This window comes from Dickeya chrysanthemi NCPPB 402, assembly GCF_000406105.1.
GTDB lineage: Bacteria > Pseudomonadota > Gammaproteobacteria > Enterobacterales > Enterobacteriaceae > Dickeya > Dickeya chrysanthemi.
In genome coordinates this window covers 2,883,274-2,908,227 of record NZ_CM001974.1, presented here as the reverse complement: position 1 = coordinate 2,908,227, position 24,954 = coordinate 2,883,274, and the positions used below count along the sequence as shown (strand labels likewise).

Below are 24,954 nucleotides of genomic sequence, written 5' to 3'. Positions count from 1 at the left end.
TCCTATCGATTATACGGGAAAATGTTATTCAGTGCCTGACAGGCTTCGTCAAATGAGCTTCGCTCAAACATTCCCTGCTGCAAAAAGTGCTGCATATGCGGATACAGTTGTATGGCTCGATCAAGCATTGGGTCGCTACCGGCTGCATAGGCGCCAACATTAATCAGGTCGCGATTGCGCTGGTAACTGGACAGTGATTGTTTAAACTGCCTTACCGCCGAATAATGATTTTCATCAATCAACGCCGTCATGGCACGGCTAATCGATGCTTCAATATCGATCGCCGGATAATGCCCGGATTCGGCTAGCTGGCGCGACAACACAATATGTCCGTCCAGAATAGCTCGGGCAGAGTCTGCTATCGGATCTTGTTGGTCGTCGCCTTCGGTCAACACCGTATAAAATGCTGTGATTGAGCCGCCGCCTGAAATGCCATTGCCTGCGCGTTCTACTAATGCCGGCAGTTTGGCGAAAACGGACGGTGGATAACCTTTGGTTGCCGGCGGTTCGCCAATTGCCAGCGCTATTTCACGCTGCGCCATCGCGTAGCGCGTTAGCGAGTCCATAATCAACAAGACATGATGTCCACGATCGCGAAAATCTTCTGCGATGCGAGTAGCATAAGCGGCGCCTTGCATACGCAGCAAGGGAGAGACATCCGCTGGAGCGGCAATAACCACTGAGCGGGCAAGCCCCTCGGTGCCGAGAATGTTTTCAATGAAGTCTTTTACTTCACGACCACGTTCACCGATCAGACCGACAACGATGACATCAGCTTGAGTATAGCGCGCCATCATACCGAGTAGCACACTTTTACCCACGCCAGAACCGGCGAAAAGGCCCATACGCTGGCCGCGGCCAACGGTCAGCAACGCATTAATGGCACGTACGCCGACATCCAGCACATGCTCAATCGGCGTACGCTGGAGAGGGTTAAACGGCGCTGTCGCCAAAGACGCTCTATAGCCGGTCTCCGGTGCCGGCAGCCCATCCAGCGGTTTTGCACTGCCATCTAATACGCGCCCTAACAATGCCGGGCCTAGTGGTAGCTGCTTGCCTTGACTGCTGCCGGAAAGACCAACACGTTCATAAACACGTGCGCCAGGGATAATTCCTTCCACTTCTTCAAGTGGCATCAGAAACAATTTCTGGCCATTAAACCCGACAACTTCGCTTTCGACCTCGTCAATCTGGTTACCTGTCTGCCGTTCAATCAGGCACGTTGAGCCTAATGGCATATGCAGACCTGTTGCTTCAAGCACCAATCCCGTTGCCCGCGTCAGTCGGCCATAACGACGTATCGTAGGCGTATTGGTAATACGTTTTTCAAATGTATCGATAGAAGAAAGCCAACGGGAGAGACGCACTGTCATCAGAGTTCTCCCGGCGCGGCCAGCCGACAAAGTTCATGCCAGCGCGTAGCGATGCTGGCGTCCAGATCACCTTCTTCGGCGCTAACTTTGCATCCGCCAGGGTGCAACTGGTTATCCGCCAGCAGCCGCCAACCGTGAAGGCTGAGAGTGGGGCCCAGGTGTTGCTCCACCATCTCCAGATCCGATGGGTGAACGCGCAACTGTGGTTTGCCGCTGAACATAGGCTCTTGTTGGATGAGTTGCTGTATCTGCCCCATCAGCGCCGTACCATCACAGACCGGTGACTGACCGATAACCTGCCTGGCCGCCGTTAAGGCGAGTTGCATGAGTCGTGAAACAATGACGCTGTCGAGTGCGTCAAGTGTTTGCTGGAACTCATTGACCATCTGTTGCATCTGGGCAATAACTGGTTGTTGCTGTAGAACCGCATTCTGGAGCCCTTGCTGTGTACCGGCCTGGAGCCCATCCTGATAACCAGCCGCGTAGCCTTGCTGTTTGCCTTCAGCAAACCCGGTTTCCCGCGCCTGCTGCAGCACTTGTTCCCGCAATGTCGCCAGATCGTCCTGCGGCGGCTGAAAATCCGACATGGCGAAGAAACCGTTATCGTCTTCCTGCTGCATTGGCGACAAGGCAGAAGAAACCGACGTCGACGGGGCTACGTCTTTCGTTACCGGTTTAGTCGGTGCAGAAAGGTCATCCAGTTTCCACGGCTGCCAGTCAAGATCACTGGAAGAATTAGACGAACGCGTCATCGCCACCACCGATAATCATTTCGCCGCTGTCTGCCAGTCGACGTACGATGAGCAAAATGGCTTTCTGTTCGCTTTCTACCTGAGACATACGTACCGGGCCACGGGTAGCCAAGTCATCGCGCAGGATTTCCGCCGCACGCTGCGACATATTGCGCAGGAACTTCTCGCGCAGCGGCTGCTCGGCACCCTTCAGGGCGATCAGCAGAGACTCGGATTCCACTTCCTGCAGCAGACGCTGGATACTGCGGTCGTCCACTTCCACCAGGTTCTCGAACAGGAACATTTCGTCGATAATTTTTTGTGCCAGTTCGCCATCGAATTCGCGAACGGCATCGATAACCGCTTCCTCGTGCTGCGTTTTCATCAGGTTAATGATTTCCGCCGCAGTACGAACACCACCCATCTTGCTGCGTTTGAGGTTCTGACCATCCAATAGGCCGTTAAGCACTTCAGTCAATTCCGCCAATGCTGATGGTTGCACACCACCGAAAGTAGCGATACGCAGCATTACGTCATTACGCATACGTTCATCGAAATGAGCCAGAATATCGGCTGCTTGCGCACGCTTCAGGTGTACAAGGATGGTCGCGATAATCTGCGGATGTTCGTCGCGGATAAGATCAGCTGCACTTTGTGGTTCCATGAAGTTAAGCGTTTCCATACCGGAAGACGTTTCCTTACTTTCAAGAATGTCTTCCAGCAGGCTGGAGGCGCGCTCTTCACCTAATGCTTTAACCAGTACAGAACGGAGATATTCACCCGCATTTACGCCCAGAGCTGCATATTGCTCGGCTTCAAGATCAAATTCACGCAGCACTTCCAGCAATTCTGACTGGGAGACCTGTTTCATATTGGCCATTGCAGTACTGAGATGCTGAACCTCACGCGTTGAGAGGTGCGTAAACACTTCTGCCGCACGGTCTTCGCCGATAGTCATCAATAAGACGGCGCTTTTTTCTGTACCTGTCAGACTCATAGTTCGTTACTCATCCAATGGCGGATTACCAGTGCGACAACGCGAGGATCGTTTTCGGCCAGCTCACGAATACGCTGACTGTGCATTTCTGTATGGGCCCGTTGTTCGGATTTTTTCTGCAGTTCCTCTTCCATTGAACTGATCGTGACGGAAACATCCGGATCCTGCCCGCGTAGCGCAGCGGCGGCGGCGGCGGCCTCTTGTATCTGAATCCGTCTCTGCAACTGCGGACGCACCAATTTGCGATACAGAATCCAGCCGACAATCAGTACCAGCAGCCAGCGGCCTGCTGCGGTCAGCAAATCGAAGAAGACTTGTTTCTGCCAGAAGGGCAGCTCACCGCCAGTGGTATCCGTTATCGTAAATGGTGTATTAACCACATTCAGCGAGTCGCCGCGTTCAGTGGAGAACCCCATTGACTCACGCACCAGCGCTTCGATTTTTTTCAACTGCTCATCGCTGAGCGCTGCCGGTTTGCCATCCTCGCCCTGAGTGTAGTTAACCACGACAGCGACGGACAGACGCTGGATGTTTCCGGTACTTTGTTTGGTATGACGGATTGTGCGGTCAACTTCATAGTTGATCGTCTGATCATGACGGCTATTGTAAGTCTGATTAGCTGCGTTATTGCCGGAGGTCTGAGTATTCGTCCCCGTCGTATTGGTATTGTTAGTATTGTTGGTGTTATTGGCATTATTTGCCGGTGGAGTAGAAATCGGTGCTGTAGGAGCAGGCGAGGGCGTATTAGACAATGCGCCTGGTACTCCACCTACGTTAGAACCGCCGCGTTGATCGCTCTGGCTGGATTGCTGAGATCTTACTGCCGCCTGATTCGGCGACTGATTAGGCTGGTATTGCTCGTCAGTCTGTTCACGATTAGCAAAATCGATTTGTGCAGTGACTTGCGCATGTATGTTGCCTGCACCGACTACCGGCGCCAGAATAGCTTCAATCCTGCGCTGGTAATTGCCTTCGATTTCGTTAGCATATTTCAGCTGTGCTGCATTCAGGTCACGCCCTGAACCATCATTCTGTGTCAGCAATTTTCCGGTCTGATCAACAACCGTGACTTTATCGGCAGGAAGGCCGGCCACGCTGCTGGAAACCAGATACGTAATAGCGTTGATCTGGCTGTCATCCAACGCGCGCCCTGGTTGTAGGGTTACAGTGACTGCTGCTGAAGGAGATTTTTGTTCACGAACAAACAGCGATGGCTTGGGAATAGCCAGATGAACACGTGCATTCTGGATTGGTCCCAGGGTTTCCATGGTTCTCGCCAGTTCGCCTTCCAATGCACGCTGGTAATTAATCTGCTCGCTAAACTGGCTGATGCCGAATTTTTCCTGATCGAGCAGTTCGAAACCGACTGCACCACCTTTCGGCAATCCTTGTTGAGCCAGTTTCAGTCGGGTTTCATAAACTTTATCCGCCGGGATCATGATAGCCGCACCGCTTTCCGTAAAGCGGTAGGGAATATTCATTTTACCCAGTTCAGAAACAATGCTGCCGCCATCGCGTTCATTCAGATTAGTGTAAAGAACGCGATAGTCAGGGCCGCGCGCCCACAAGGACAGTGCAACGACGATAGCTATCGTGGCGGCGGCGGCAATCAACAAAGGGATTCTAGGGTTGGCACGCAAACGGTCGAGTATCTCGCCAAAGCTTTTCCCACCGGTTGCGGCGCCGGATGTTAAGGCGTTCATACTCTATCTCTGCCTGGTTGCTGAACGATATGGATAACGTTGTAACGTAACAAAACAGAACTCCCTGATTGCGCAATCATAAAAACTCATCACTGACATTTACCGGCATGCCATTATTTTCCGTTACGCAAAATTTGATGGGTCGATAAGCTGGCATTTTTAATGTCATTTATACGATTTACTACATTGTGGATATGGTAGGGTATTTACCCTGTAGAGAGATGTATGTGGAATAAACGGCAATGGTAGTGGTTTGTGTTTGTTCATTATGTGTATCCCCATGATTTAATTTTATTTTTTTAGTTCTCAATCTTTAGTTGAGGGATCGGGCATGTCTATTCAGGGTATTGATGCGGTATTGCAACAAATGCAGGTTACTGCAACTAAAGCAGCCGGCGGGCTGGACTCTAATGTAGCATCTCAGTCTGGCTTTGCCAGTGAGCTGAAAGCCGCACTTGAGAAAATCAACGAAACACGGGTACAGGCTCAGACACAGGCTGAAGCGTTTACGTTGGGAAAACCAGGCGTGGCCTTGAATGATGTCATGGTTGATAACCAGAAAGCATCCATTGCTTTGCAGATGGGTGTTCAGGTGCGCAATAAACTGGTGTCTGCTTACCAGGAAGTCATGAATATGACAGTATAATCGCAAGCAGGGCGCTGTGTGATTATCTATATGATTTTTATCTGGTAATTTCTTGATGTTTTCAGAGTCAGGGTGAATGACTATGGTTATTCACCCTGATTTTTTTGAAGAAAGTGAGTGTTAGTATCATAGTAATATTGATGAGCCCGTCCTGAGAGGCTGGGGCCCATGAGCGGTAAAACCGTGTTAATCAGGGCTGCGGTTTTCCAGTGAGTATATCGTTGGAAAACTCGGCGTACGCATTGTTGACGGATTTTTGGTTTTGAGACTGCTGGATTAAGACTGCCAGCTCTTGCATTCTGTTTTGTAGCAGCTCTTTCACCTGTGCTTCCGTATCCAGTATATCCTGAAGAAGTTGCCGAAACTGTAATTGCACCGTACTAGGAATATTAGCCGGAGCGTTAGCCTGACTGATTCTCTCTATTGACTGAATATAAATAATTTCCTGTTCAACAACATCATCCCATAATCCATTGATTGCCATGGTTTTGATATTACGGATGAGTGTAAGTAGCCCCTGATACTCAGTTAGTAATGGAGAGAGGTTGTCCATTAGCGCGTTTCCGTCGTTGGTTGATAACCAGGCCCAATTTGTTTCCAAGCATCCGCAATATTTTCAAGGAGAGCTTCCACTTCCATAATTGCCTGCAAATCGTTATTAATATTGGCATGTAATAATCGACGCACCATGTAGTCGTAAAGGTCGGCAAGATTCTCTGCCAGCTCGCCACCGTTTTCCATATCCAATCCGAGTTTCAAGCCGTTGCTGATAAGGTCAATGGCTTTAGATAAGGCGTTCCCTTTGCCGGCGATGTCATTCTGCTCGATGAGAATCCTTGCCCGGATAAGTGCGCTCTTGGTGCCGTCAAACAGCATGACAATCAGTTGGTGTGGACTAGCGCTCATTACTGCGCTTTCCACACCCACCTGAGCGTAAGCCTGACTGGCATTCTTTCTATACATGACCATATGTTGAATAACCGATTAACAATAAAAAAGACAGTAATGCCCATCGTGAGTGAAGTGCCGTTGGTACGGCACTTTGCGCTGTACTAATTAACTGGATTTATTACTGCTATCAAACTGTTTTGTCAGGTAACTACTGGTTGATGTCATTTGGGCCAGCAAAGTGTTGAGTTGAGAAAACTGTGTTTTATAACGTTTCATCGTCGCATCAATACTGTCCTGGATGCTGGTGATCTGCCTTTCTAAACTTTTCTGGCTGGTCTCAATGCCTGCCTTGGCCGATTTGATCAAACCATCCGACGAGTCTACTGTTCTGGCAAGGTAATTTCCTGCCTGGGTAGCGAATCCTGTAGTGGTTCCGTCGCCAGTGAAGAATGTGGTTACGCTACTGGCGCTGACTTTCAGCGTACTTTCCAGTTTGGTGTTATCAATAGTCAGTTTGCCATTGTTCGTTGGATCTTGGGTAATGCCCATATCGGCCATGATGCGCAGTGAACCGCTACCGCTCTGAACATTCGTCATCAGACTTTGTAGCTGCTGTTGGATAGCACGAACCGTCCCGTCACCGTTCAGTGCGCCCTTGCTGCTGGCATCAGTCTGGGTTCTGATCACGTCCAGCACGTTGTTGTAGGCAGTGACCCAATCCTGAACGGCTTTTTTGGTGCTGGTTATATCGGATGTAATCGTCAGGTTTTCCGCCGTTGAGCCTACAGTGGATGCCGATTTGAGGTTCAGTGTTACACCACTGATAGCCGTAGTGACGGTATTGCTCTGGCTGGTTATCTGCATGCCGTTAAGCGTAAATGAGGCATCTTTAGCGGCAACTTGCTCGCTAAAGCTGCCGCTGCTCAGCGAACTGGAAAGTGAACCGCTGACTGAAAGGGTCATCGTCGATTGTGTGCCGGTATCTTTTGCCGTTAGCATCAAATAGTTGCTGGTGCCGTTGTTAATAATACTGGCACTAACGCTACCACCAGCATTATTGATAGCATCGCGGATATCATTTAATGATGTTTTGTCATCAGTCAGCGTAATCGTCAGTGGGGTAGACCGGCTGGGCTGTGAGATCGTGATCGTGCTGCTGGTGCTGGATGTGCCGCCTGCTACCAGTGCGGTCGATGCGCTGCTAAAGGCACCGGATATTTGTGACTGGGCTTGCGCGAGATTATTGACGAAAACACTGTAGGAACCCACCACTGCAGTGTTATCCGTGGTAGCACTGAATGCGGTATTGGTGCTTGTGACTGCAGTCGACGTGATGTTTTTCATGTTCTGCAGCGTGGTGGTAGCGCTCTGCAGGCCTTTCATCGCTGTTTCGATTGTGCTGTAGGCCGTTGCCTGTGCGCTCAGCGAAGTTTGTTTGTTTGTATAAGGTGTTAATCGTTGTTCTTCGACAGATTGCAGTTTGGTGACAAGGTTACTTAAGTCAAGTGATTGCCCCTGAATTGTCGACCCCAGGTTCAAACCGATTGATGAGATAATATCTGAGTTAGAGCTAACTGAAGTCGCCATAGAGATACCTTTCCGTTTAAATTGTGGACTGACAGTCTTATCGGCACTGTATACCAAAAATTTATAGACGTAATGTAAATTTCAGCGTAATCGGTATTCGTCCTGATTTCCATCATGCATATGGGGTACGAAGGGGGAGGGGGGACAGCTTACTTGGGTATAACTCTGCAAACGGGCGGTTTATCCGGGGGAGACAAAAATTTCAAAAAAAAGCTAAAGGTTGTTTTACCCCGGCCGATACAGTTAGTGACGGTGATGACACCGGGGGCAACAGCCCATCCCCATTAATAGAGATGAAAGGAATATAATTATGGCAGTCATTAATACTAACAGTATGTCGCTGTTGGCCCAGACCAACCTGAACAAATCTCAATCTTCCCTGCAGACTGCTATCGAGCGTCTGTCCTCCGGTCTGGCCATCAACAGCGCCAAAGATAACGCTGCCGGTGCCGGTATCTCCAATGATATGACTGCTCAGATCCGTGGTCTGACTCAGGCATCTAAAAACGCCAACGACGGTATCTCTCTGGTTCAGACCGCTGAAGGTAACCTGAACACCATCAACGACAACTTGCAGCGTATCCGTGAGCTGGCCGTACAGGCAGCGAACGATACCAACAACACCATCAACCGTAGCTCTATCCAGACTGAAATTAACCGTCGTGTTGATGAAATCAACCGTGTTGCTGCCAGCGCGAACTTTAACGGCCAGGCTCTGCTGAACGGTACCGTTAACGCCACTGGTTTCAACATTCAGGTTGGTGCCGGCACCACTGCCAACGACGCGATCTCCGTAGGTAGCGCCGCATTGATCAACGCCACTACTGGTGGTCTGGGCGTATCAACTACCGACGTATCTACCGCTGCTAGTGCGACCGCGGTCGTTGCTGCGATTGATACCGCGTTGCAGAATATTAACAACGCTAAGGCAAACATTGGTGCTACGCTGAACCGCTTCCAGTCTACCATTGACAACCTGAGTAACACCATCAATAACCTGACTACCGCACGTAGTCGTATTCAGGATGCTGACTACGCGACTGAAGTATCCAACATGAGCCGTGCGCAGATTCTGCAGCAGGCTGGTACTTCTGTACTGGCTCAGGCTAACCAGGTACCGCAGACTGTTCTGAAACTGCTGCAGTAATCCCTGTTTACGCAGTTGCCGATTGAAAAGCCAACCCTCCGGGGTTGGTTTTTTTATTTATTCTGCGATGTTACTGGGGTAAATAAAATTATCAGAATAAAAATCGGCTCCTTAAGCGATGAAATAGAGAAGTTATAATTTGATGCTCAGGGGATTGGTAAAAAAGGTTTTCTTGTATACTGCAGGCAATTTCATCTCCGCATAAAGTATTGAAGGAAATGCCTTGTGACCATGCCAGATGCACAACCTTTAGCGAATAATGCCGACATGGCTGAAGATAGTGATAAAACGCCATTGAGTTCGATGTCTCCTCCCATTCCATATATTGCGCCTTTCCATTTACAAGCTACCGCACATCTTTACGGCATTAAATCCGCTATTCCGGAAAAGGCTCGAGTACTTGAGGTTGGGTGTAAGGATGGTGGTAATTTGCTACCTTTTGCACTAGCAAACCCACAAGCACAGGCTGTTGGTGTTGATCTTGATGCGGAGCAAATCGAGAAAGGTAATGCACTGATAAAACAGCTTGAACTGGAGAACATTGCTTTATTTGCATTGGACCTTGAGTCTCTGCTGGCCTGCGATCCTGGCACATTCGATTACATCATTATCCACGGTTTATTCAGCCTCATCGGTGGTGAGACACGTGATGCATTGCTGCGCTTCTGCCGTGACCATCTGACCGCAGAAGGCATTGTCTGTTATAGTTATAATACCTATCCAGGGTGGAAGACTGGCGAAATTCTGCGAGACGCCATCCAGCTTCATAGCAGCCTTGCTAACGATGATAAAACAGCGCAAGCCAGCGCCCGTGCAATGTTAACCTATCTATCTCTGGGAACCTCGCCGGATAATCCCCAGAATGCAGCCCTGAAAGCCTTTATTGAGCAAGCCGAAAAACAGTCCGATGTGGATTTTGCATTGCACTATCTACAGGGGCTGAATCAGCCTTGTTACTTCGTCGATTTCTATGCGCAGATTAGCCAGGTCGGCTTTTCCTATGTGGGGGATGTTCGGGCATACACTGAGCTGGCTGGGCATTATGGCGATCAGGTTTCTCACTTACATGAGACAATTTGTCCTGAAAATACCACTTATTTGCGCCAGCAATATCTGGATTTTGCAGTTAATCGTTCTCAGCGATTCAGTATACTGGTTCCTCAGGAAAGGGCTGGGAGTGTATTGCCGGAGCCGGATCTTGCAAAACTGGCGGATTTCAACTGGGCTGGGAATTTCCAGCGTGTTACGGCAAGTAATGGCGGCACGCTGAATGTCCACACTTCCGGTACAGGTGAAACTATTGGGACGGAAAATCGGGTGGTATTGAGTGTTCTGGATGCGCTAGGAGAAGCCTGGCCTGCCAGTTTAAGTTTGGATCAACTTATTTTTAATACCCGATTGCCAGAAAAAGAAACAGAAAATCATCGGCAAGATATACTGGATGCATTAAAAAACCTGTTTGTAAAAGGCATCGGTGGTCTCTACGCACGGATAGGGAACTGTACTTATCGTAACAGCCCACATAAAACGTTGACTGGGTTGACTGGTCTTGCAGAGACTGATTTGGCATTCAATTTCTGGCACGAACCGGTTTCACTTGATAGTGACGAGCGACGGTTCTTGCAACAGCTGTCTTCACCGCTCCAGAATAAAGATAATACGTTTTATAGCAAGCTCTGGGCGTTGCGTAATAAAGGTGTGGTATGGGGAACGCTGCGTGCATGGCGGGACTATTTGCAAGAAGCAATCATAAAGGCGAATACTGCTCAGGTTGCGGTTTATATCCAATCATTGGTCGTTTATATCAGTGAGCCCCGTGCGGGCGGCCCTGTTGAGACGGAAAAATCGTCAGTAAATAAAAAGAATAAGCCGCATAACAGGGGGCCGTTAAACCGGAAGGTATACGAAGATATTGAGCGATTAACTGCATTAGGGCATTTCGCCGAGGTCAGAGAAAAGGCCGAAGAGATTATCAGCACCTATCCCGATAATCTGGATGCTTGGTATCCTTTCGTGAGAACACATGTCCTTACCGGTGATTTCGATGGTGCGTTGAGTATTATTACCAGAGCAATTGCACTAGTACCTTTCAACTGGGATTTTTATATTGATTTGGCGGTGTGCCTCTGGAAAAAAATGAATTGCACCATGGTATGGCGCTGACCAGAAAAGTATTGCGTTGTGATAAGCAAAAAGGACTGGCGTGGGACACTCTGGCGGTATTGCTGAATATCACTCATGACCTTGATTCAGCGTTTAAGTGTATGGAGAAAGCACTGCAGATTGAACCAGAAAACCCCAATTTTATCAGTCATATGGGAATGGTCTGTCATAATCTGGGGCGAAAGGATGCCGTCTTATATCACCGCAAGACTATTGAACTGATGCCTCATGCGTTCCATTTATACAGTAATTTACTGCTGGGGCTATCGCATGATATCAGTATCACGCCGCAGGCGTTATTTCAGGAGCACCTCATATTTGGTCAACGTGTGGAAGCAGCTGCTGTGCGCCATAACTGTCATTTTGCCTATTCTCTTAACAAGGATATCCACCGTCCGTTGCGCATCGGTTTTATCTCCGGTGATTTTGGTAACCATCCTGTGACAAACTTTTTGGAGCCTATCTGGAATTCTCTTGATCGACGCGAATTCTCGCTTTATGCCTATTCAAGTTTTCAGCGTTTTGAGGAAAAAGCAGAGAGTTTAAAACAGACTGCCGCCGGCTGGTATGATATTGACAAGATGGGTGATCTGGAAGTGGCAACGCTCATCAATAAGGATGAAATTGATATCCTGATCGATTTGTCCGGCCACACGGCTTATAACCGACTGCCCGTATTTGCCTTAAAACCTGCACCGATCCAAATAACCTGGTTAGGATATCCTGGCACCACAGGTATGCGTTCTATGGATTACATTTTGATGGATCGAAACTTTTTAGAGCGGGGAGCTCTTGATGATCAACTGACAGAAAGCGCTATTTACATGCCTTCTGTCAAATTTTTTGAACCGCATAATGATTGTCCCGACGTTAATGAACTCCCTGCATTAAAAAATGGATACCTGACATTTGCGAGTTTTAATCGGCCTCAAAAAATCACAGATGAAACTTTGGCGTTATGGGCCAAAGTATTGACAGCTTTACCAGATTCACATTTGGTGATGGGGTACATGACGGGCCAGGAGTGTATCGATTATTTTCGTTCCAAATTGATTGATTTTGGTGTCCTAGAGTCTCAATTATCATTTCGCATGAGAACAGGATTGAAAGAGTACCTGGGGATGCACCAAGAAGTTGATATGTTATTAGATGCCTATCCTTATTCTGGTGGAACAACGGTTGGGCATGCGGCATGGATGGGGGTTCCTGTATTAACATTGGAAGGAGTGACAATGGCATCCCGACAAGGTGGAGTGATAATGCGGATATATGGACTCTCAGATTTTGTTGCTGGAAATAATGATGAGTTTATTAGTAAGGCACTCTATTGGAGCAAATCATTTAAAGAGCTCAGTGAAATCAGGATCGGATTACGAGAACGTATGAGTAATAAAAATAAGGTGGGTGTATCACCTTCTTTTTATTTTGAAAAAGCTCTTCATCAAGTATGGAAAAATTATTGTGAAGGGAATCAGCCAAGAAGCTTTAGAATTGAGTCTGATGGTGTGATTCTATAATTAATTATTTCTAATATTTGACTGAGATAATTAATCTGTCTGGTTCGGAGATGTTATTTTAGTCATAAATATTTATGATGATTTAAAGTGAAAGGGCAGGTGAATGATGAGTAAGAATATTTACGTGACGAGTCCTTTATTACCTCCTTTGGAAAATTTTGTTCCTTATTTAGAGGCTATATGGTCAAATAAACATTTAACAAACGGTGGCCCTTTCCATCAACAGTTAGAGCAATCGTTGTCTGAATATTTGGGGGTAGAACACCTATGTTTATTTACCAATGGTACATTGGCCTTATTGACTGCGTTGCAAGCTTTACGGATTACTGGTGAGGTTATTACCACGCCTTACTCATTTGTCGCGACGTCTCATTCATTGTTGTGGAATAACTTAAAGCCTGTTTTTGTTGATATTGATCCTGTAACCTGCAACCTTGATCCTAGTAAGATAGAAGAGGCTATAACGCCTAATACGTCAGCTATTTTACCCGTACATTGTTATGGTATTCCTTGTGATGTGGATCGTATTCAGGAAATTGCAGATATCTATGGTCTCAAAGTGATTTATGATGCTGCCCATGCTTTTGGCGTTAAGAAAAACAACACCAGTATTCTACGCCATGGGGATCTTTCTATACTGAGTTTTCACGCAACTAAGGTGTTTAATACAATAGAAGGTGGTGCAATTATATGCCCTGATTTGAAAATGAAGAAGCGTATAGACCATCTGAAAAACTTTGGTTTCGTTGATGAAACAATTGTTGTTGCACCCGGTATCAATGGGAAAATGAATGAAGTTCAGGCCGCATTTGGTCTATTACAATTAAATTATATTGACCAGGCTATTAGGGATAGATGTGATATTTATCATTACTATCGTAGACAATTGGGCGGAGTTCATGGTATCCGAACTCTTAGTGTGCCTGAATCAGTTGATTGGAATTATGCTTACTTTCCTGTCTTTGTTAATGAAGATGTATTCGAAAAACGTGAGAAGCTTTATCTTGCATTAAAAGAAAAAGGTGTGATGTCACGTCGTTATTTTTATCCGCTTATCAGTAGTTTTCCTATGTATCGAGGGCTTAGCAGCGCAAGCGTCAATAATTTGCCTACTGCTACTCGTATTGCTGATTCTGTCCTTTGTTTACCTATATACCCAGGATTAAAAGTTGATGAGCAAGATGAAATTGTTAATATCATCATGGAAACAATGATGTGATCATATTAGCAAGCTATTTGACTGATTTTTATAGAGAATGAGAGTGTGGTTAATATTATATTCTCATTTTTTAATTTTTAGGAGAGTGCTTCACTATGAGTAACTATATTCGGATGAAATCTGCAAATCAATACTACCGTGATATATTCAGCCGAGAATTGAGACTAGGTAGCATTGGTGAGCTTGATCATGAAATATTAATTGATTTGATAGTACGAAAAAGTTGTGATACGTACTCTCTGACTAAAAAATTGGCTGAAGTATCAAGTAATTTTCCGGAGCAGCAGGACAAAGCATTAAAGATAATGCTCAATGCGATTGCATTGGCTAATCTGGCATCAAATGAAAAATGGGAAGGATTGCAGGTTAAATTACCATCTGATTATATTCAAGGTGTAATCAATGCTGTATCTGATGTTCTGGATATCTCTCCAAATCTTGAGTATTTGGTTGCATCAATACAGCTTCTTTTTAAAGTCGGGGCTATAGATGAAGCAATTTCTCTTATTGAGAGTAACTTCTCTATATTGAATGATATCCCTGTAATATATAAAATCCTGCTATTAACTTGTATGTTCGAAGATAATTATGAATATGCATTGATGCTTGTAAAATTGATGGTCGCGGATTCCAATCTTATTGGCGAGGATCCCCTGGCCATGCTGATGATTGTGACGACAATCTTTAAGAACGGTGGCTACCCTGATGATTATATAGACTTCAGTTCATTAATATCAAAGACAGAAGATATTGATTATTCTGGATATCAGTGGGTGAAAAATGTAGATGTTGACAGTGTTAAGCCTACTGTTCTTATTGCGTGTGATTTAAAATACTATTATGAGCATGCAATAGGATTGATTTATTCTATTTATGAGACTAACAAAAATAATCTTAATGTTCATCTTCATATTTATAATATAGATGATAAAACGGTTGATGATGTCATTGATAAATCAAAAAGATTACCAGAGATAAATATTTCTTGCACTACGGAATCTATAGGTTTTGAACAAGGGATTAATGTCCATTATGCTTGCAGACGATTTATCTCTGCGAACTATTTGCAAAAATTCTTGAATAGACCATTAATTATTGTTGATGCCGATTGTTTGATTAGGAAAAATTGGAATACTATAAAATTTGATGTGTCAAAATATAGCGTTGTTTTAGCTCAAAGCGAGAATACCCCATTTTGGGAAAAAGCAATTGCTGGTTTTGTTTACTTAGATGGAAGTGAGTATTCTCGTAGATTTATAAAAAAAGTTTCTTTTTTATTTGGAATAATTTAAAAAAAGGCAATGCAGTATGGTTTTTAGATCAGGTTGCTTTATCTGCTGTCATGGAAAAGACGAATGACCAGTCTGAAATGGGTAAGATCGATGCATCATTTATTTGTGATGTGAACCATAGAGATAATTCATTTTCTTGGGTTGTGACAACAATTAAAGATGCCAAAAATAGATATTCTGAATATAAAGACTATCTATTAAGTAAGTATGGCTATTGATGATAGAATGTAAGATAAATAATTTCATTTATAATGTGTTCTATGAAAAGTAGTATAGGTCTAAAAAATGGGAAAAGCAGAGCAAGTAAGAGATATACGGTTGGCGATAATGCAGCCTTACTTTTTTCCTTATATTGGCTATTTTCAACTGATATCATCGGTAGATAAAATTGTTATCTATGATAATGTTAAATATACAAAAAAAGGATGGATAAATCGTAATCGTATATTAGTAAATAACAAAGATGTTGTTTTCTCACTGCCATTAAAAAAAGCATCAGACTATCTTACTATTAGTGAGCGAAGTCTTGCTGATACTTTTCACCCTAACGAATTGTTAAGTAAAATTCATGGTGCATATGGAAAAGCACCTTGTTTCCAAAGTTTCTTCCCTGTCCTTGAGAGTATTATCTCTAGCAAGGAAGAAAACTTATTTTTATATATCTATAATTCTATTGTTGAATTGTGTAAGTACTTGGGCATAAAAACTGAATTCATAATATCTTCTCATGTGTCAATTGATCACGCCTTGAAGGGACAAGAAAAGGTGTTAGCACTATGCGAGGCTTTACAGGCAAGAAAATATATTAATGCAATTGGTGGGGTCGAGTTGTATTCAAAAGAGGCGTTTCGTGAAAAAAATATTGAGTTGAAATTTATCAAAACGATTCCTTTTGAATACAGACAGTATAATAATTTTATACCATGGCTATCTATTATAGATGTGATGATGTTTAATCCTTGCGATGCTGTTCGTGAATTAATAGAAACCAACTACGAGTTGATATAAACCATGTTTAAATGGATAAAGTTAGGTAAGGTATTTACACCACAAGAAATAAAAGATCGTCCCTGGTTGAAAGAGTTTGCTCAAGCACCAGCGACACTGGTTTTTGATGACTTTGTTCGTGTCTATTTTTCTTGTCGTCCACCAGCAGATAGTAATGGTCAGTATGTAAGCTATTCGGCTTATGTTGATTTGGCACGGCATGATCTCTTTCAGATTTTACGTATTAGCGAGCAACCTATTTTAAAGTTAGGTAATCTGGGAGAGTTTGATGAGTTTGGTACTTATCCTGTATCGGTAATTCGCCATGCGAACAAAGTGTATGCTTATTATGCAGGATGGACTCGATGCGAATCTGTTCCTTTCAATGTGGCCATTGGGGCTGCAGTGAGTCACGATGGTGGTAATAGTTTCGAAAAATTAGGGAATGGACCAATTATATCCTATACACCTGATGAGCCTTTTGTATTAAGTGGCCCGAAAGTTCGTCGATTTAATAATAGCTGGTATTTATGGTATATCGCAGGCCGTAAGTGGAAAATGGTTAATGGTCGTGCCGAACCTGTATATAAAATTCGTATGGCAACCTCAGATGATGGTATACATTGGGTTAAACAGAATAAAGATTTGATTGAGAGTCGTATAGAGGAAGATGAGGCACAGGCTAGCCCCGATGTCTTTTATGCTAACGGTAAATATCACATGTTTTTCTGCTATCGTTACAGTAGTGACTATCGGGGAAAAGCAAATGGATATCGGATAGGGTATGCATATAGTGAAAATTTGACTGATTGGGTCAGGGACGATAAAAAAGCTGGAATTAATGTATCGGACGATGGCTGGGATTCTGAAATGATTAGCTATCCTCATGTTTTTGAGTTGGATAATAAGATTTACTTAGCTTATCTTGGTAATCAGGTTGGCCGAGAAGGGTTTGGGTTGGCTGTCTTAGATGGTGCGTTAGAATAATTGGGCAATAATATGAAATGGGAAAAAGTCGGTAAAATATTTGATCCAACAGAACATTCTCTACCTAACGATTGTGTTGAGTTCGCTCAATCACCACAAGCACTTGTTTTTCATGGCTTTATCCGTATTTATTTCTCTACTCGCGCTTTAGATAAGAGTAATGGGAAATATCTCAGTCATATCGCTTTTGTTGATATGCAAAAAGATTTAAAAACGATTATCCGTGTATCAGACAAAACAGTTATTCCTTTAGGTAATCTTGGTTGTTTCGATGAGCATGGAATATTTCCAATGAATGTCGTTCGCCACAATAGTGATATATATGGATATACCTGTGGTTGGAATCGCCGTGTTTCTGTATCAGTGGACACAGCAATAGGATTGGCTATTAGTCAAGATGACGGCCTAACTTTTCAACGAATTGGTGATGGTCCGGTGCTTGCCTCATCTCTTCATGAACCTTGTCTGGTCGGTGATGGTTTTGTAAAGGTCATCGATGGTACTTTTCATATGTGGTATATATTTGGTACACATTGGAAAAAATCTTCGCCAAATGGAGCCCCGGAACGTACCTATAAGATTGGTCATTCAATTTCTGATGACGGTATTAATTGGCTTAAAGATCACGAGGCTGGTCAAATCATTTCAGATAAACTTGGCCCTGATGAAAGCCAAGCTTTGCCTTCAGTTATCGCTATAAATGAACGATATCATATGTTCTTTTGTTACCGGGAGTCTTTTGATTTCAGAACAAGTAAAGGCAGAGGGTATCGTATTGGTCATGCCTGGTCTGATGATTTGAAAAATTGGACTCGCGATGATGAATCTTTCCTCTTGCAAGGAACACCCGGTGAATGGGATAGCGATATGCAATGTTATCCACATGTCTTTGAATGTGATAATAAAGTCTTCTTACTGTATAATGGCAACGAGTTCGGTCGTAATGGGTTTGGTTTGGCGGTGTTGAAAACGTGACACATACTCTTGAGTTTAGTATCAACCAGTCTGATGAAGAGAATGTCGCTCAGTTATTGCAGCTTTGCGATGGTCACTTCATTCCTCCTTTGAGTGAACGTGTGCATATTGCGATGTATGCCGAAAAAATAACCAAGCATGCTGAGCGAGTGGAAGCATGGTCTGATAATAACTTGATTGGGTTGGTTGCTATATATTGCAATGATAAAAAAATTTTGTCGCGTTTATAACTAATGTATGTGTATCACCATATTGGCAAGGTCTGGGTGTTGCTTCAAAATTACTATCCTTAACGATAGATTTTTTGCATGGTCAGAAATTTAAAAGCATTGAGTTAGAGGTGAGTCGACATAATTTTTCGGCAATATCGCTCTATGAAAGAAAAGGTTTTTCCATACTGAACCGTACTGATGATTCAATTTTTATGTATAAAAATATGGAGTGACACATGGAAAATAAACGCGACTATAACGCCGAAATAAATGATACATCAGAACACAAATATGCATATAGCTTTGATTTTGATGTAATGCATCCGTTTATGATTAAATCGTTTGAGCCATTTTTCAAGTCTGGAAATTTATTGGAGCTGGGTAGTTTTAAAGGAGATTTTACTCGTCGGCTTCAATCTTATTTTGATGATATTACATGCGTTGAAGTATCGGATGTCGCTATTTCAGAAGCAAAAAAGCGCTTACAGGGAAATGTTCGATTCGTTAGTGATCGCTTTGAAAGCGTAAAGTTAGATAATCAGTACGATAACATCGTTTTAACACATGTTTTAGAGCATCTCGATGATCCTGTCTTTGTCTTAAAGCGAATTAATGATGAATGGCTTTCTAAAAGCGGACGACTATTTTTAGTTTGCCCTAATGCTAATGCACCATCCCGACAAATTGCAGTAAAGATGGGGCTGATTCCATATAATTCAGCAGTGACAGAGGCAGAGAAGGAGCATGGGCATCGATGTACTTATACCTTGGATACATTAGAACGAGATGCCGTGAGTGCTGGATTAAAGGTTATACAACGATCTGGCATTTTCTTCAAAGCACTTGCTAATTTTCAGTGGGATAGGCTGCTGCAAACTGACATTATCAGTCAAGATTATTTAGAGGGTTGCTATAAGCTAGGGCAACAATATCCTGACCTGTGCGCTAGTATTTTTTTACTATGTGAGCGAGGCGACAGATAATAATTATTTCTACCAGAATATGGCACCATTTCAACGGGTGTCATATTTTTAGCCATAGGTGCTGCGTATAGGATACTTCGTACATTTATGGTTTTCTCTATTAGTTACCTCATCATGCAATTATAAAAATAATGTCTTTAAATTCATTGAGTTACTTTATGTTTTTATATGAAGTGGGATGTCTGTGGTTATAGATGTGGTGAATGTTTGATAATTTTTTTGTGAATCATTTTCTTTTTATCAGTTATCTGAAACCAAGATTGAATTTATAGACAAGGTAGGCTGGGTATGTACCATATCTTTGCTATAGACGCTATAGTATGAAGATGAGAATCTGGCGACGTATCTGAAAAAAGCCTTTTTTCTACATCTGTTCTTCCGATTGTCATAGTATGCTAAACGCATAATGATGTTGAGCACCTTAATTTTATAGGTATTTATCACTGTGAGCGAACTGTATACCGCTGAAGGCACAATGGATAAAAATTCATTATGGAAGCGCTATGTTCCGTTGGTGCGCCATGAAGCCTTACGCTTACAGGTTCGTCTCCCGGCGAGCGTTGAGCTTGATGACCTCCTGCAGGCGGGGGGCATTGGGCTACTCAGTGCCGTAGAGCGCTATGATTCGTTGCAAGGTACGGCATTCACAACCTATGCCGTGCAGCGTATTCGTGGCGCAATGCTGGATGAGTTACGTAGTCGGGATTGGGCGCCACGCAGTGTCAGGCGTAACGCCCGGGAAGTAGCGCAGGCGATGCAGCAGGCTGAACAGTCACTCGGCAGGGCTCCTTCCGAACAGGAAGTCGCCCAAACTCTGAACATCTCGCTGGAAGAATATCGTCAGATTTTGCTGGATACCAACAATAGCCAGCTGTTTTCTTACGATGAATGGCGGGAAGAACATGGGGACAGTGCCGAGGCGTTGCTGGAAGGAAACGAAGACGCTAATCCACTGAATCAGTTGATGGATGTCAACCTACGTCAACGAGTAATGGATGCGATTGAAAACCTGCCAGAACGCGAAAAAATGGTGTTGACTCTCTACTATCAGGAAGAGCTGAACCTGAAGGAAATTGGTGCAGTGCTGGAAGTAGGGGAGTCGCGCGTTAGTCAGTTGCATAGCCAGGCGATTAAGCGTCTGCGTGCGAAATTAATGAGTGACGTTTAATTTTGGAGCACACAGACATGTAGTTGTACCAACCTACAGTCAGGAATGGACTCATGCCCCAAGCAACCAGGAAGAAGCAACTTCTTAGCCGTTATTTGAAAGACTTCAAGCACAGGCAAACACACTGCGCCAATTGTGGCAAGGAATTAGATCGTGTTTCACTGGTATTCCGCGATCAACTTATCAACAAAAAGTCGATTGCTATGATGGATCGGCTGATTGACAACGCGATCTGGGAATCTGTGCAGGAAGAACTTGTCCCGCTGTGCCGTTTTTGTAGTGAGGTTTCTTGCAATACGCACGCCAATTATTTCGATATCAAAGCATTTACGCAGTATCTAATCGAACAGACCGAGGTGCGTCACAGCACCATGCGTGAATATGTCATTCGTTTACGACGTTTGGATGAGCTGCTGCTGGCGAAGAATTATCCGCAGGAGAGTTTTACATCGGATGACAGTATTCAGCAGCGTGTTTGCGATTACCTGCCTGATATTGAGCAGAATACCTACCGCAGTGCCTTACGAAAGTATGATCAGTATCTGCATTGGCAAAAACATTACTAGCCTTCGAATTCCTCCGCTGCCTGGGCGGAGGAAAACCATTCTCATCGTTCTGATGTCTGGTTAACTCAATACCTCACCCGCCTCAAGACAGTGAATTCAATATATAGCCGGCAAGTGCGCAGCTTATGCAATATATAGTTTTATGTTATGGTAATGTAAAAACACTTGCTATGCAGAGGCAAAATAGAGCACTGTCATCTTAATGACATCTTTGGGCGGTAATTTCCTCCAGAGATGTTAGATGCCTGATGCGATCAATCATTATTCATTTGAATAGTCATTGTCACAGTGAGGAGCGCGAATGGTAGAGTCCTTCCCTGGACGGAACAGTCAGCAAATTCGCTCATTTCTGCCGCCTTGTCGAGGCGGAGGTTCTCTCTCCCGCTTCACTTTTTCACTGTCCCCCTGTTTTTTCAATACGTTCTACAGCGTGATTTCCGCTTCATTTTCTCACACCAATGCTAAACACATTGCTATCACGACAAGGGTGACGGCGGTGTTTACCCATTGGTTTTCGTCATCTCACTTGAATTACGGCTTAATAAGGAAGCCAAACCTCATTTGTGAACAAAACACCGTCGATCTCAGGTCGTTCGGTCAGTGAAACAAACTGTAAGGTGCCACTATGGGAAGACAAAAAGCAGTGATCAAAGCGCGTCGTGAAGCTAAACGCGTCATCAGACGCGAATCGCGCAGTCATCGTCAGCGTGAAGAAGATTCGGTCACTTCTCTGGTTCAGTTGGGTGGTATTGAAGCTATCGGTATGGCGCGTGAGAGTCGCGACACCTCAATTATCGAAGCCAGAACCCCAGCCCAGGAACAGTACTTGTCTGCAATAGAAAATAAACAGTTAATCTTTGCCACCGGCGAGGCGGGTTGTGGCAAAACGTTTCTCAGTGCGGCTAAAGCAGCCGAAGCACTGCTTCATAAAGAGGTTGACCGCATTATCGTTACCCGGCCGGTATTGCAGGCTGAGGAAGATCTTGGCTTCCTGCCGGGCGACATGGCGGAAAAATTTGCACCTTATTTCCGACCGGTGTACGACGTGTTGCAGCGTCGGCTCGGTTCATCCTTCTTACAGTATTGCCTGCGGCCGGAAATCGCTAAAGTGGAAATTGCGCCGTTTGCCTATATGCGTGGGCGAACGTTCGAAAATGCCGTCGTGATTTTAGACGAGGCGCAAAATGTTACCGTCAATCAGATGAAGATGTTCCTGACGCGTTTGGGTGAAAGCGTTACGGTGATCGTTAATGGAGATATCACGCAATGTGACTTGCCGGCTGGTGTTAAATCCGGCTTGCAGGATGCGCTTGAGCGGTTTGCCGAGGATGCGATGATCAGTATTGTCACGTTCGGTAAAGGGGATTGCGTTCGTTCTGAACTGTGCCAGCGTACGCTGGTGGCGTACTCCTGATTCAGGGGTAACGTAAAAGTAAAAAGGGTTGCGCAGGCAACCCTTTTTTATCATAACGAATCAGTGATGACCGAGACGCAAGGACGTGGTCCCACTCATCGCATGTGCATCGCCGAACGCGTGGTTTGCTTGCAGTTTGAACACTTCAACCGATTGACGCAATTGCGTTGCTTGTTCGTTGAGTGAGTCTGCCGCGGAGGAAGCCTGTTCCACCATCGCGGCGTTCTGTTGGGTAACCGCCTCCATCTGGTTGATGGCGGTATTAATCTGAGAGATGCCGCGGCTTTGTTCTTCTGAAGCCAGCGATACCTCATTGACCAGATTGGATACGTTTTGAATCACATTTTTCACATTGCTGATGGCGTCACGGACTTCGTCTGCTTGCACCGCGCCATGTTTTACGGCGGAAATTGCGCTATCGATCAGGGTCTTGATCTCTTTCGCTGCCGATGAAGAGCGCTGTGACAACGTACGGACTTCACCGGCTACGACCGCAAATCCCCGGCCATGTTCACCGGCTCGTGCGGCTTCTACCGCAGCATTCAGGGCCAGAATATTTGTCTGGAAGGCGATGCCTTCAATCAGGTTGGTGATATCCGCGACTTTGGCAGACCCGTTGGCAATCTCCTCCATCGCAAGCGCCATGCGCTGCACCGCTTCGTCGCCATGCTGAACAGCAACGCTGGCTTGTTGACCCAACTTATTAGCCTGCGCGGTGTTATCGACATTACTTTCGATCGTCGATGAAATTTCATGCATGCTGGCAGCCGTTTGTGCCAGAGAGGAAGCCTGTTCTTCTGTTCTGGCAGAGAGATCTTCATTAGCGGCAGCAATTTCTCCGGATGCAGTCGATACATTTTCACTGGCGGAGCGTACATTGATCAGCACAGCGGCGAAACGTTGAATCAGGTTATTAAAGGCGTTAGCAGTTTGACCTATCTCGTCGTTCTTGCTGGAGTCTGCCCGTAACGTCAAATCCAGATTTTCACTAACATTCGTCAATGTCTGGCGCAGAGCGTTCAGGCTGGCACGAACATAGTTAATAATCATTGTGGACAATGTACCAGCTACAAGCAGTGCCGCCACAATCAGCCCGACCAGCCCAAAAAACGCCAACCTGAAACTGGTGTTGTTCTGTTCCTGCAAGTCGCCGGCCAACGCCACATTATAGTCGTACTGATCCTGGAATCCTTTTACCAGTTTGTCCTGTGCCAGCGTTACGTATCCCTGGCTGGAAAAGGCTTTTTCTGCTATTTGAGCATCCGTCAGAGATTGCTGGAAGAGCTTATCTTTGGCTGCGCGAAAATCGTTCAGATATTGCAGATTGTCATTGGTCATCTGCAAATCTTTGCTGTCAGAAACCAATTCTTTTTTATAAACAGCATTCAGTTTTTCGACGTTGGCGAGAGCGTTGTCCAGCGTACGCTTTAAAGCATTACGCTGTTGCTCGTCACGGCTAAGAAAAAAGAGCCCCAAGGCACCTCGTGCGTCGTTCAGCGCATTGGTCGATCTCACCAGATTATCGAGGCTGGGTAATGTGTTAGTCATCACATATTCCAGACGGTCTTTTGACTGGCTCAGTGAATGCAGCCCAAAACCACCTACGCAAATCAATGCCAGAGAAAAAATACTGATTGCGATAGCTAATTTTTTTACGATGGTCATGATCGAATACTCCACCAAAAAGGAAGAATTGGGTAGCGGTATAATTATCTTACAGTGGCCAATTTATTTTATTTAGATTAAGTGAACATTAATGAAAAGGAAAAATCGCTTTATTTGCTTTTCTGGGTAAGTATAACCTAAGTAACTAATGGGTCATTTAATTTTATTGTTCTGCATCAATGTATTGCCTGTTTTATTCAATGCTCGATATCTCTTTGGTAAGGAAGGTAGTGCTGAAACTATCTGTATGGAATCCGTTGTTATATGAAGAAAAAATTAATTTTTATTATTTATTAGATAAGAATAAAGATAGTACATTATCTCAGATAGTTATGCCTGCCATATTTCATGTATTTCGATATGCCGTTTTTATTTGTTAGCTTGTGCTCAGTCTTACTCTGCTTCGGCTGACTTTTTCTCTGGTTAGCAATGAGCGGTTAGATTGAGCTCCAGGGGATGGCAGCGGTCCAAAACGGCATACCGTTTTGTCGAACCCTGTCGTGGGTTCTCATCCGTCCCGGCACCGGTTAAAAATAAAAACCCCAGACTTGCGTCTGGAAAATGGCGAGTAAGGCTGAACCTGCCCGGTCGGGATTGACTCGCGCGGAGCGCTCGCCCTGCGGGCCGCCTGTGGCGGTCCAAAACGGCATACCGTTTTGTCGAACCCTGCTGTGGGTTCTCGTTCGTCCCGGCACCGGTTAAAAAATAAAAACCCCAGACGTAAGTCTGGG

23 protein-coding genes are annotated in these 24,954 nt (G+C 44.8%); 15 read left to right on the top strand and 8 right to left on the bottom strand.

The window, feature by feature from the left end; translation table 11 throughout:
- Nucleotides 1–2: 2 nt before the first annotated feature.
- Genes fliI through fliF form a run of 4 tightly spaced genes read right to left on the bottom strand, consistent with a single transcriptional unit; the run spans nt 3 to nt 4,804 of the window.
- A complete protein-coding gene (gene fliI, locus DCH402_RS12955) occupies nt 3–1,373 on the bottom strand; it encodes a flagellar protein export ATPase FliI (protein ID WP_040001475.1) in 1,371 nt (456 codons plus the stop codon).
- Nucleotides 1,373–2,134 carry a flagellar assembly protein FliH gene (fliH, locus tag DCH402_RS12950; protein WP_411431449.1) on the bottom strand — a complete coding sequence of 254 codons (762 nt, stop codon included), beginning with the start codon at nt 2,132–2,134 and terminating at the stop codon, nt 1,373–1,375. The genes fliI and fliH overlap by 1 nt, the downstream gene beginning before the upstream one ends.
- Nucleotides 2,109–3,101: a flagellar motor switch protein FliG gene (gene fliG, locus DCH402_RS12945; protein WP_040001472.1), complete on the bottom strand. Its 993-nt coding sequence runs from the start codon at nt 3,099–3,101 to the stop codon at nt 2,109–2,111. The genes fliH and fliG overlap by 26 nt, the downstream gene beginning before the upstream one ends.
- The gene (fliF, locus tag DCH402_RS12940; protein ID WP_040001471.1) at nt 3,098–4,804 is read right to left on the bottom strand and encodes a flagellar basal-body MS-ring/collar protein FliF; all 1,707 of its coding nucleotides are present in this window, start codon (nt 4,802–4,804) and stop codon (nt 3,098–3,100) included. The genes fliG and fliF overlap by 4 nt, the downstream gene beginning before the upstream one ends.
- Nucleotides 4,805–5,135: 331 nt before the next feature.
- Here fliF and fliE point away from each other — a divergent pair, with 331 nt between their 5' ends.
- Nucleotides 5,136–5,450: a flagellar hook-basal body complex protein FliE gene (gene fliE, locus DCH402_RS12935; protein ID WP_012769303.1), complete on the top strand. Its 315-nt coding sequence runs from the start codon at nt 5,136–5,138 to the stop codon at nt 5,448–5,450.
- 190 nt (nt 5,451–5,640) lie between these two features.
- Here the strand turns inward: fliE and fliT are convergent, their stop codons facing one another.
- The 3 genes from fliT to fliD all read right to left on the bottom strand — a co-directional run bounded on the left by fliT (nt 5,641) and on the right by fliD (nt 7,928).
- On the bottom strand, nt 5,641–6,003 hold the full coding sequence (fliT, locus tag DCH402_RS12930) for a flagellar protein FliT (RefSeq protein WP_012769304.1): 363 nt from the start codon (nt 6,001–6,003) through the stop codon (nt 5,641–5,643).
- Nucleotides 6,003–6,413 (bottom strand): flagellar export chaperone FliS, encoded by a 411-nt coding sequence (fliS, locus tag DCH402_RS12925; RefSeq protein WP_040003584.1) that lies wholly within the window; start codon nt 6,411–6,413, stop codon nt 6,003–6,005. Before fliS ends, fliT begins: the two co-directional genes overlap by 1 nt.
- 93 nt (nt 6,414–6,506) lie before the next feature.
- Entirely contained in the window at nt 6,507–7,928 is a 1,422-nt protein-coding gene (gene fliD, locus DCH402_RS12920; protein WP_040001470.1) for a flagellar filament capping protein FliD, read from the bottom strand.
- Between the two features lie 310 nt (nt 7,929–8,238).
- Between fliD and DCH402_RS12915 the strand changes: the two genes are divergently transcribed.
- From DCH402_RS12915 to phoH, 14 genes are all read left to right on the top strand, one after another.
- A complete protein-coding gene (locus DCH402_RS12915) occupies nt 8,239–9,075 on the top strand; it encodes a flagellin N-terminal helical domain-containing protein (RefSeq protein WP_040001469.1) in 837 nt (278 codons plus the stop codon).
- 231 nt (nt 9,076–9,306) lie between these two features.
- Nucleotides 9,307–11,238: a methyltransferase regulatory domain-containing protein gene (locus tag DCH402_RS23120; protein ID WP_233276368.1), complete on the top strand. Its 1,932-nt coding sequence runs from the start codon at nt 9,307–9,309 to the stop codon at nt 11,236–11,238.
- Nucleotides 11,229–12,755, top strand: a complete 1,527-nt coding sequence (locus DCH402_RS23115; RefSeq protein ID WP_233276281.1) for an O-linked N-acetylglucosamine transferase, SPINDLY family protein — start codon at nt 11,229–11,231, stop codon at nt 12,753–12,755. The genes DCH402_RS23120 and DCH402_RS23115 overlap by 10 nt, the downstream gene beginning before the upstream one ends.
- Nucleotides 12,756–12,861: 106 nt before the next feature.
- The gene (locus DCH402_RS12905) at nt 12,862–13,974 is read left to right on the top strand and encodes a DegT/DnrJ/EryC1/StrS family aminotransferase (protein WP_040001468.1); all 1,113 of its coding nucleotides are present in this window, start codon (nt 12,862–12,864) and stop codon (nt 13,972–13,974) included.
- Between the two features lie 95 nt (nt 13,975–14,069).
- Nucleotides 14,070–15,266, top strand: coding sequence for a hypothetical protein (locus tag DCH402_RS12900; protein ID WP_233276280.1), 1,197 nt, complete (start codon nt 14,070–14,072; stop codon nt 15,264–15,266).
- A gap of 285 nt (nt 15,267–15,551) precedes the next feature.
- Nucleotides 15,552–16,274 carry a WbqC family protein gene (locus DCH402_RS12895; protein WP_200864854.1) on the top strand — a complete coding sequence of 241 codons (723 nt, stop codon included), beginning with the start codon at nt 15,552–15,554 and terminating at the stop codon, nt 16,272–16,274.
- Between the two features lie 3 nt (nt 16,275–16,277).
- The gene (locus DCH402_RS12890; protein ID WP_040001466.1) at nt 16,278–17,240 is read left to right on the top strand and encodes a glycoside hydrolase family protein; all 963 of its coding nucleotides are present in this window, start codon (nt 16,278–16,280) and stop codon (nt 17,238–17,240) included.
- A gap of 12 nt (nt 17,241–17,252) precedes the next feature.
- The gene (locus tag DCH402_RS12885; protein ID WP_040001465.1) at nt 17,253–18,215 is read left to right on the top strand and encodes a glycoside hydrolase family protein; all 963 of its coding nucleotides are present in this window, start codon (nt 17,253–17,255) and stop codon (nt 18,213–18,215) included.
- A complete protein-coding gene (locus tag DCH402_RS22390; protein ID WP_152486923.1) occupies nt 18,212–18,445 on the top strand; it encodes a hypothetical protein in 234 nt (77 codons plus the stop codon). The genes DCH402_RS12885 and DCH402_RS22390 overlap by 4 nt, the downstream gene beginning before the upstream one ends.
- On the top strand, nt 18,442–18,660 hold the full coding sequence (locus tag DCH402_RS23390; RefSeq protein ID WP_081642161.1) for a GNAT family N-acetyltransferase: 219 nt from the start codon (nt 18,442–18,444) through the stop codon (nt 18,658–18,660). The genes DCH402_RS22390 and DCH402_RS23390 overlap by 4 nt, the downstream gene beginning before the upstream one ends.
- Before the next feature lie 3 nt (nt 18,661–18,663).
- Nucleotides 18,664–19,410 carry a class I SAM-dependent methyltransferase gene (locus tag DCH402_RS12880; RefSeq protein WP_040001464.1) on the top strand — a complete coding sequence of 249 codons (747 nt, stop codon included), beginning with the start codon at nt 18,664–18,666 and terminating at the stop codon, nt 19,408–19,410.
- A gap of 445 nt (nt 19,411–19,855) precedes the next feature.
- Complete coding sequence (locus DCH402_RS12875; protein ID WP_040001463.1) at nt 19,856–20,578, top strand: RNA polymerase sigma factor FliA; 723 nt, start codon at nt 19,856–19,858, stop codon at nt 20,576–20,578.
- Between the two features lie 53 nt (nt 20,579–20,631).
- Nucleotides 20,632–21,144 (top strand): flagella biosynthesis regulatory protein FliZ, encoded by a 513-nt coding sequence (gene fliZ / locus DCH402_RS12870; protein ID WP_040001461.1) that lies wholly within the window; start codon nt 20,632–20,634, stop codon nt 21,142–21,144.
- 625 nt (nt 21,145–21,769) lie between these two features.
- Nucleotides 21,770–22,558, top strand: coding sequence for a phosphate starvation-inducible protein PhoH (gene phoH / locus DCH402_RS12865; RefSeq protein WP_040001460.1), 789 nt, complete (start codon nt 21,770–21,772; stop codon nt 22,556–22,558).
- 60 nt (nt 22,559–22,618) lie between these two features.
- On the opposite strand, the gene DCH402_RS12860 is transcribed toward phoH, so the two are convergent.
- Nucleotides 22,619–24,223 (bottom strand): methyl-accepting chemotaxis protein, encoded by a 1,605-nt coding sequence (locus DCH402_RS12860; RefSeq protein ID WP_040001459.1) that lies wholly within the window; start codon nt 24,221–24,223, stop codon nt 22,619–22,621.
- Nucleotides 24,224–24,954: the final 731 nt, after the last annotated feature.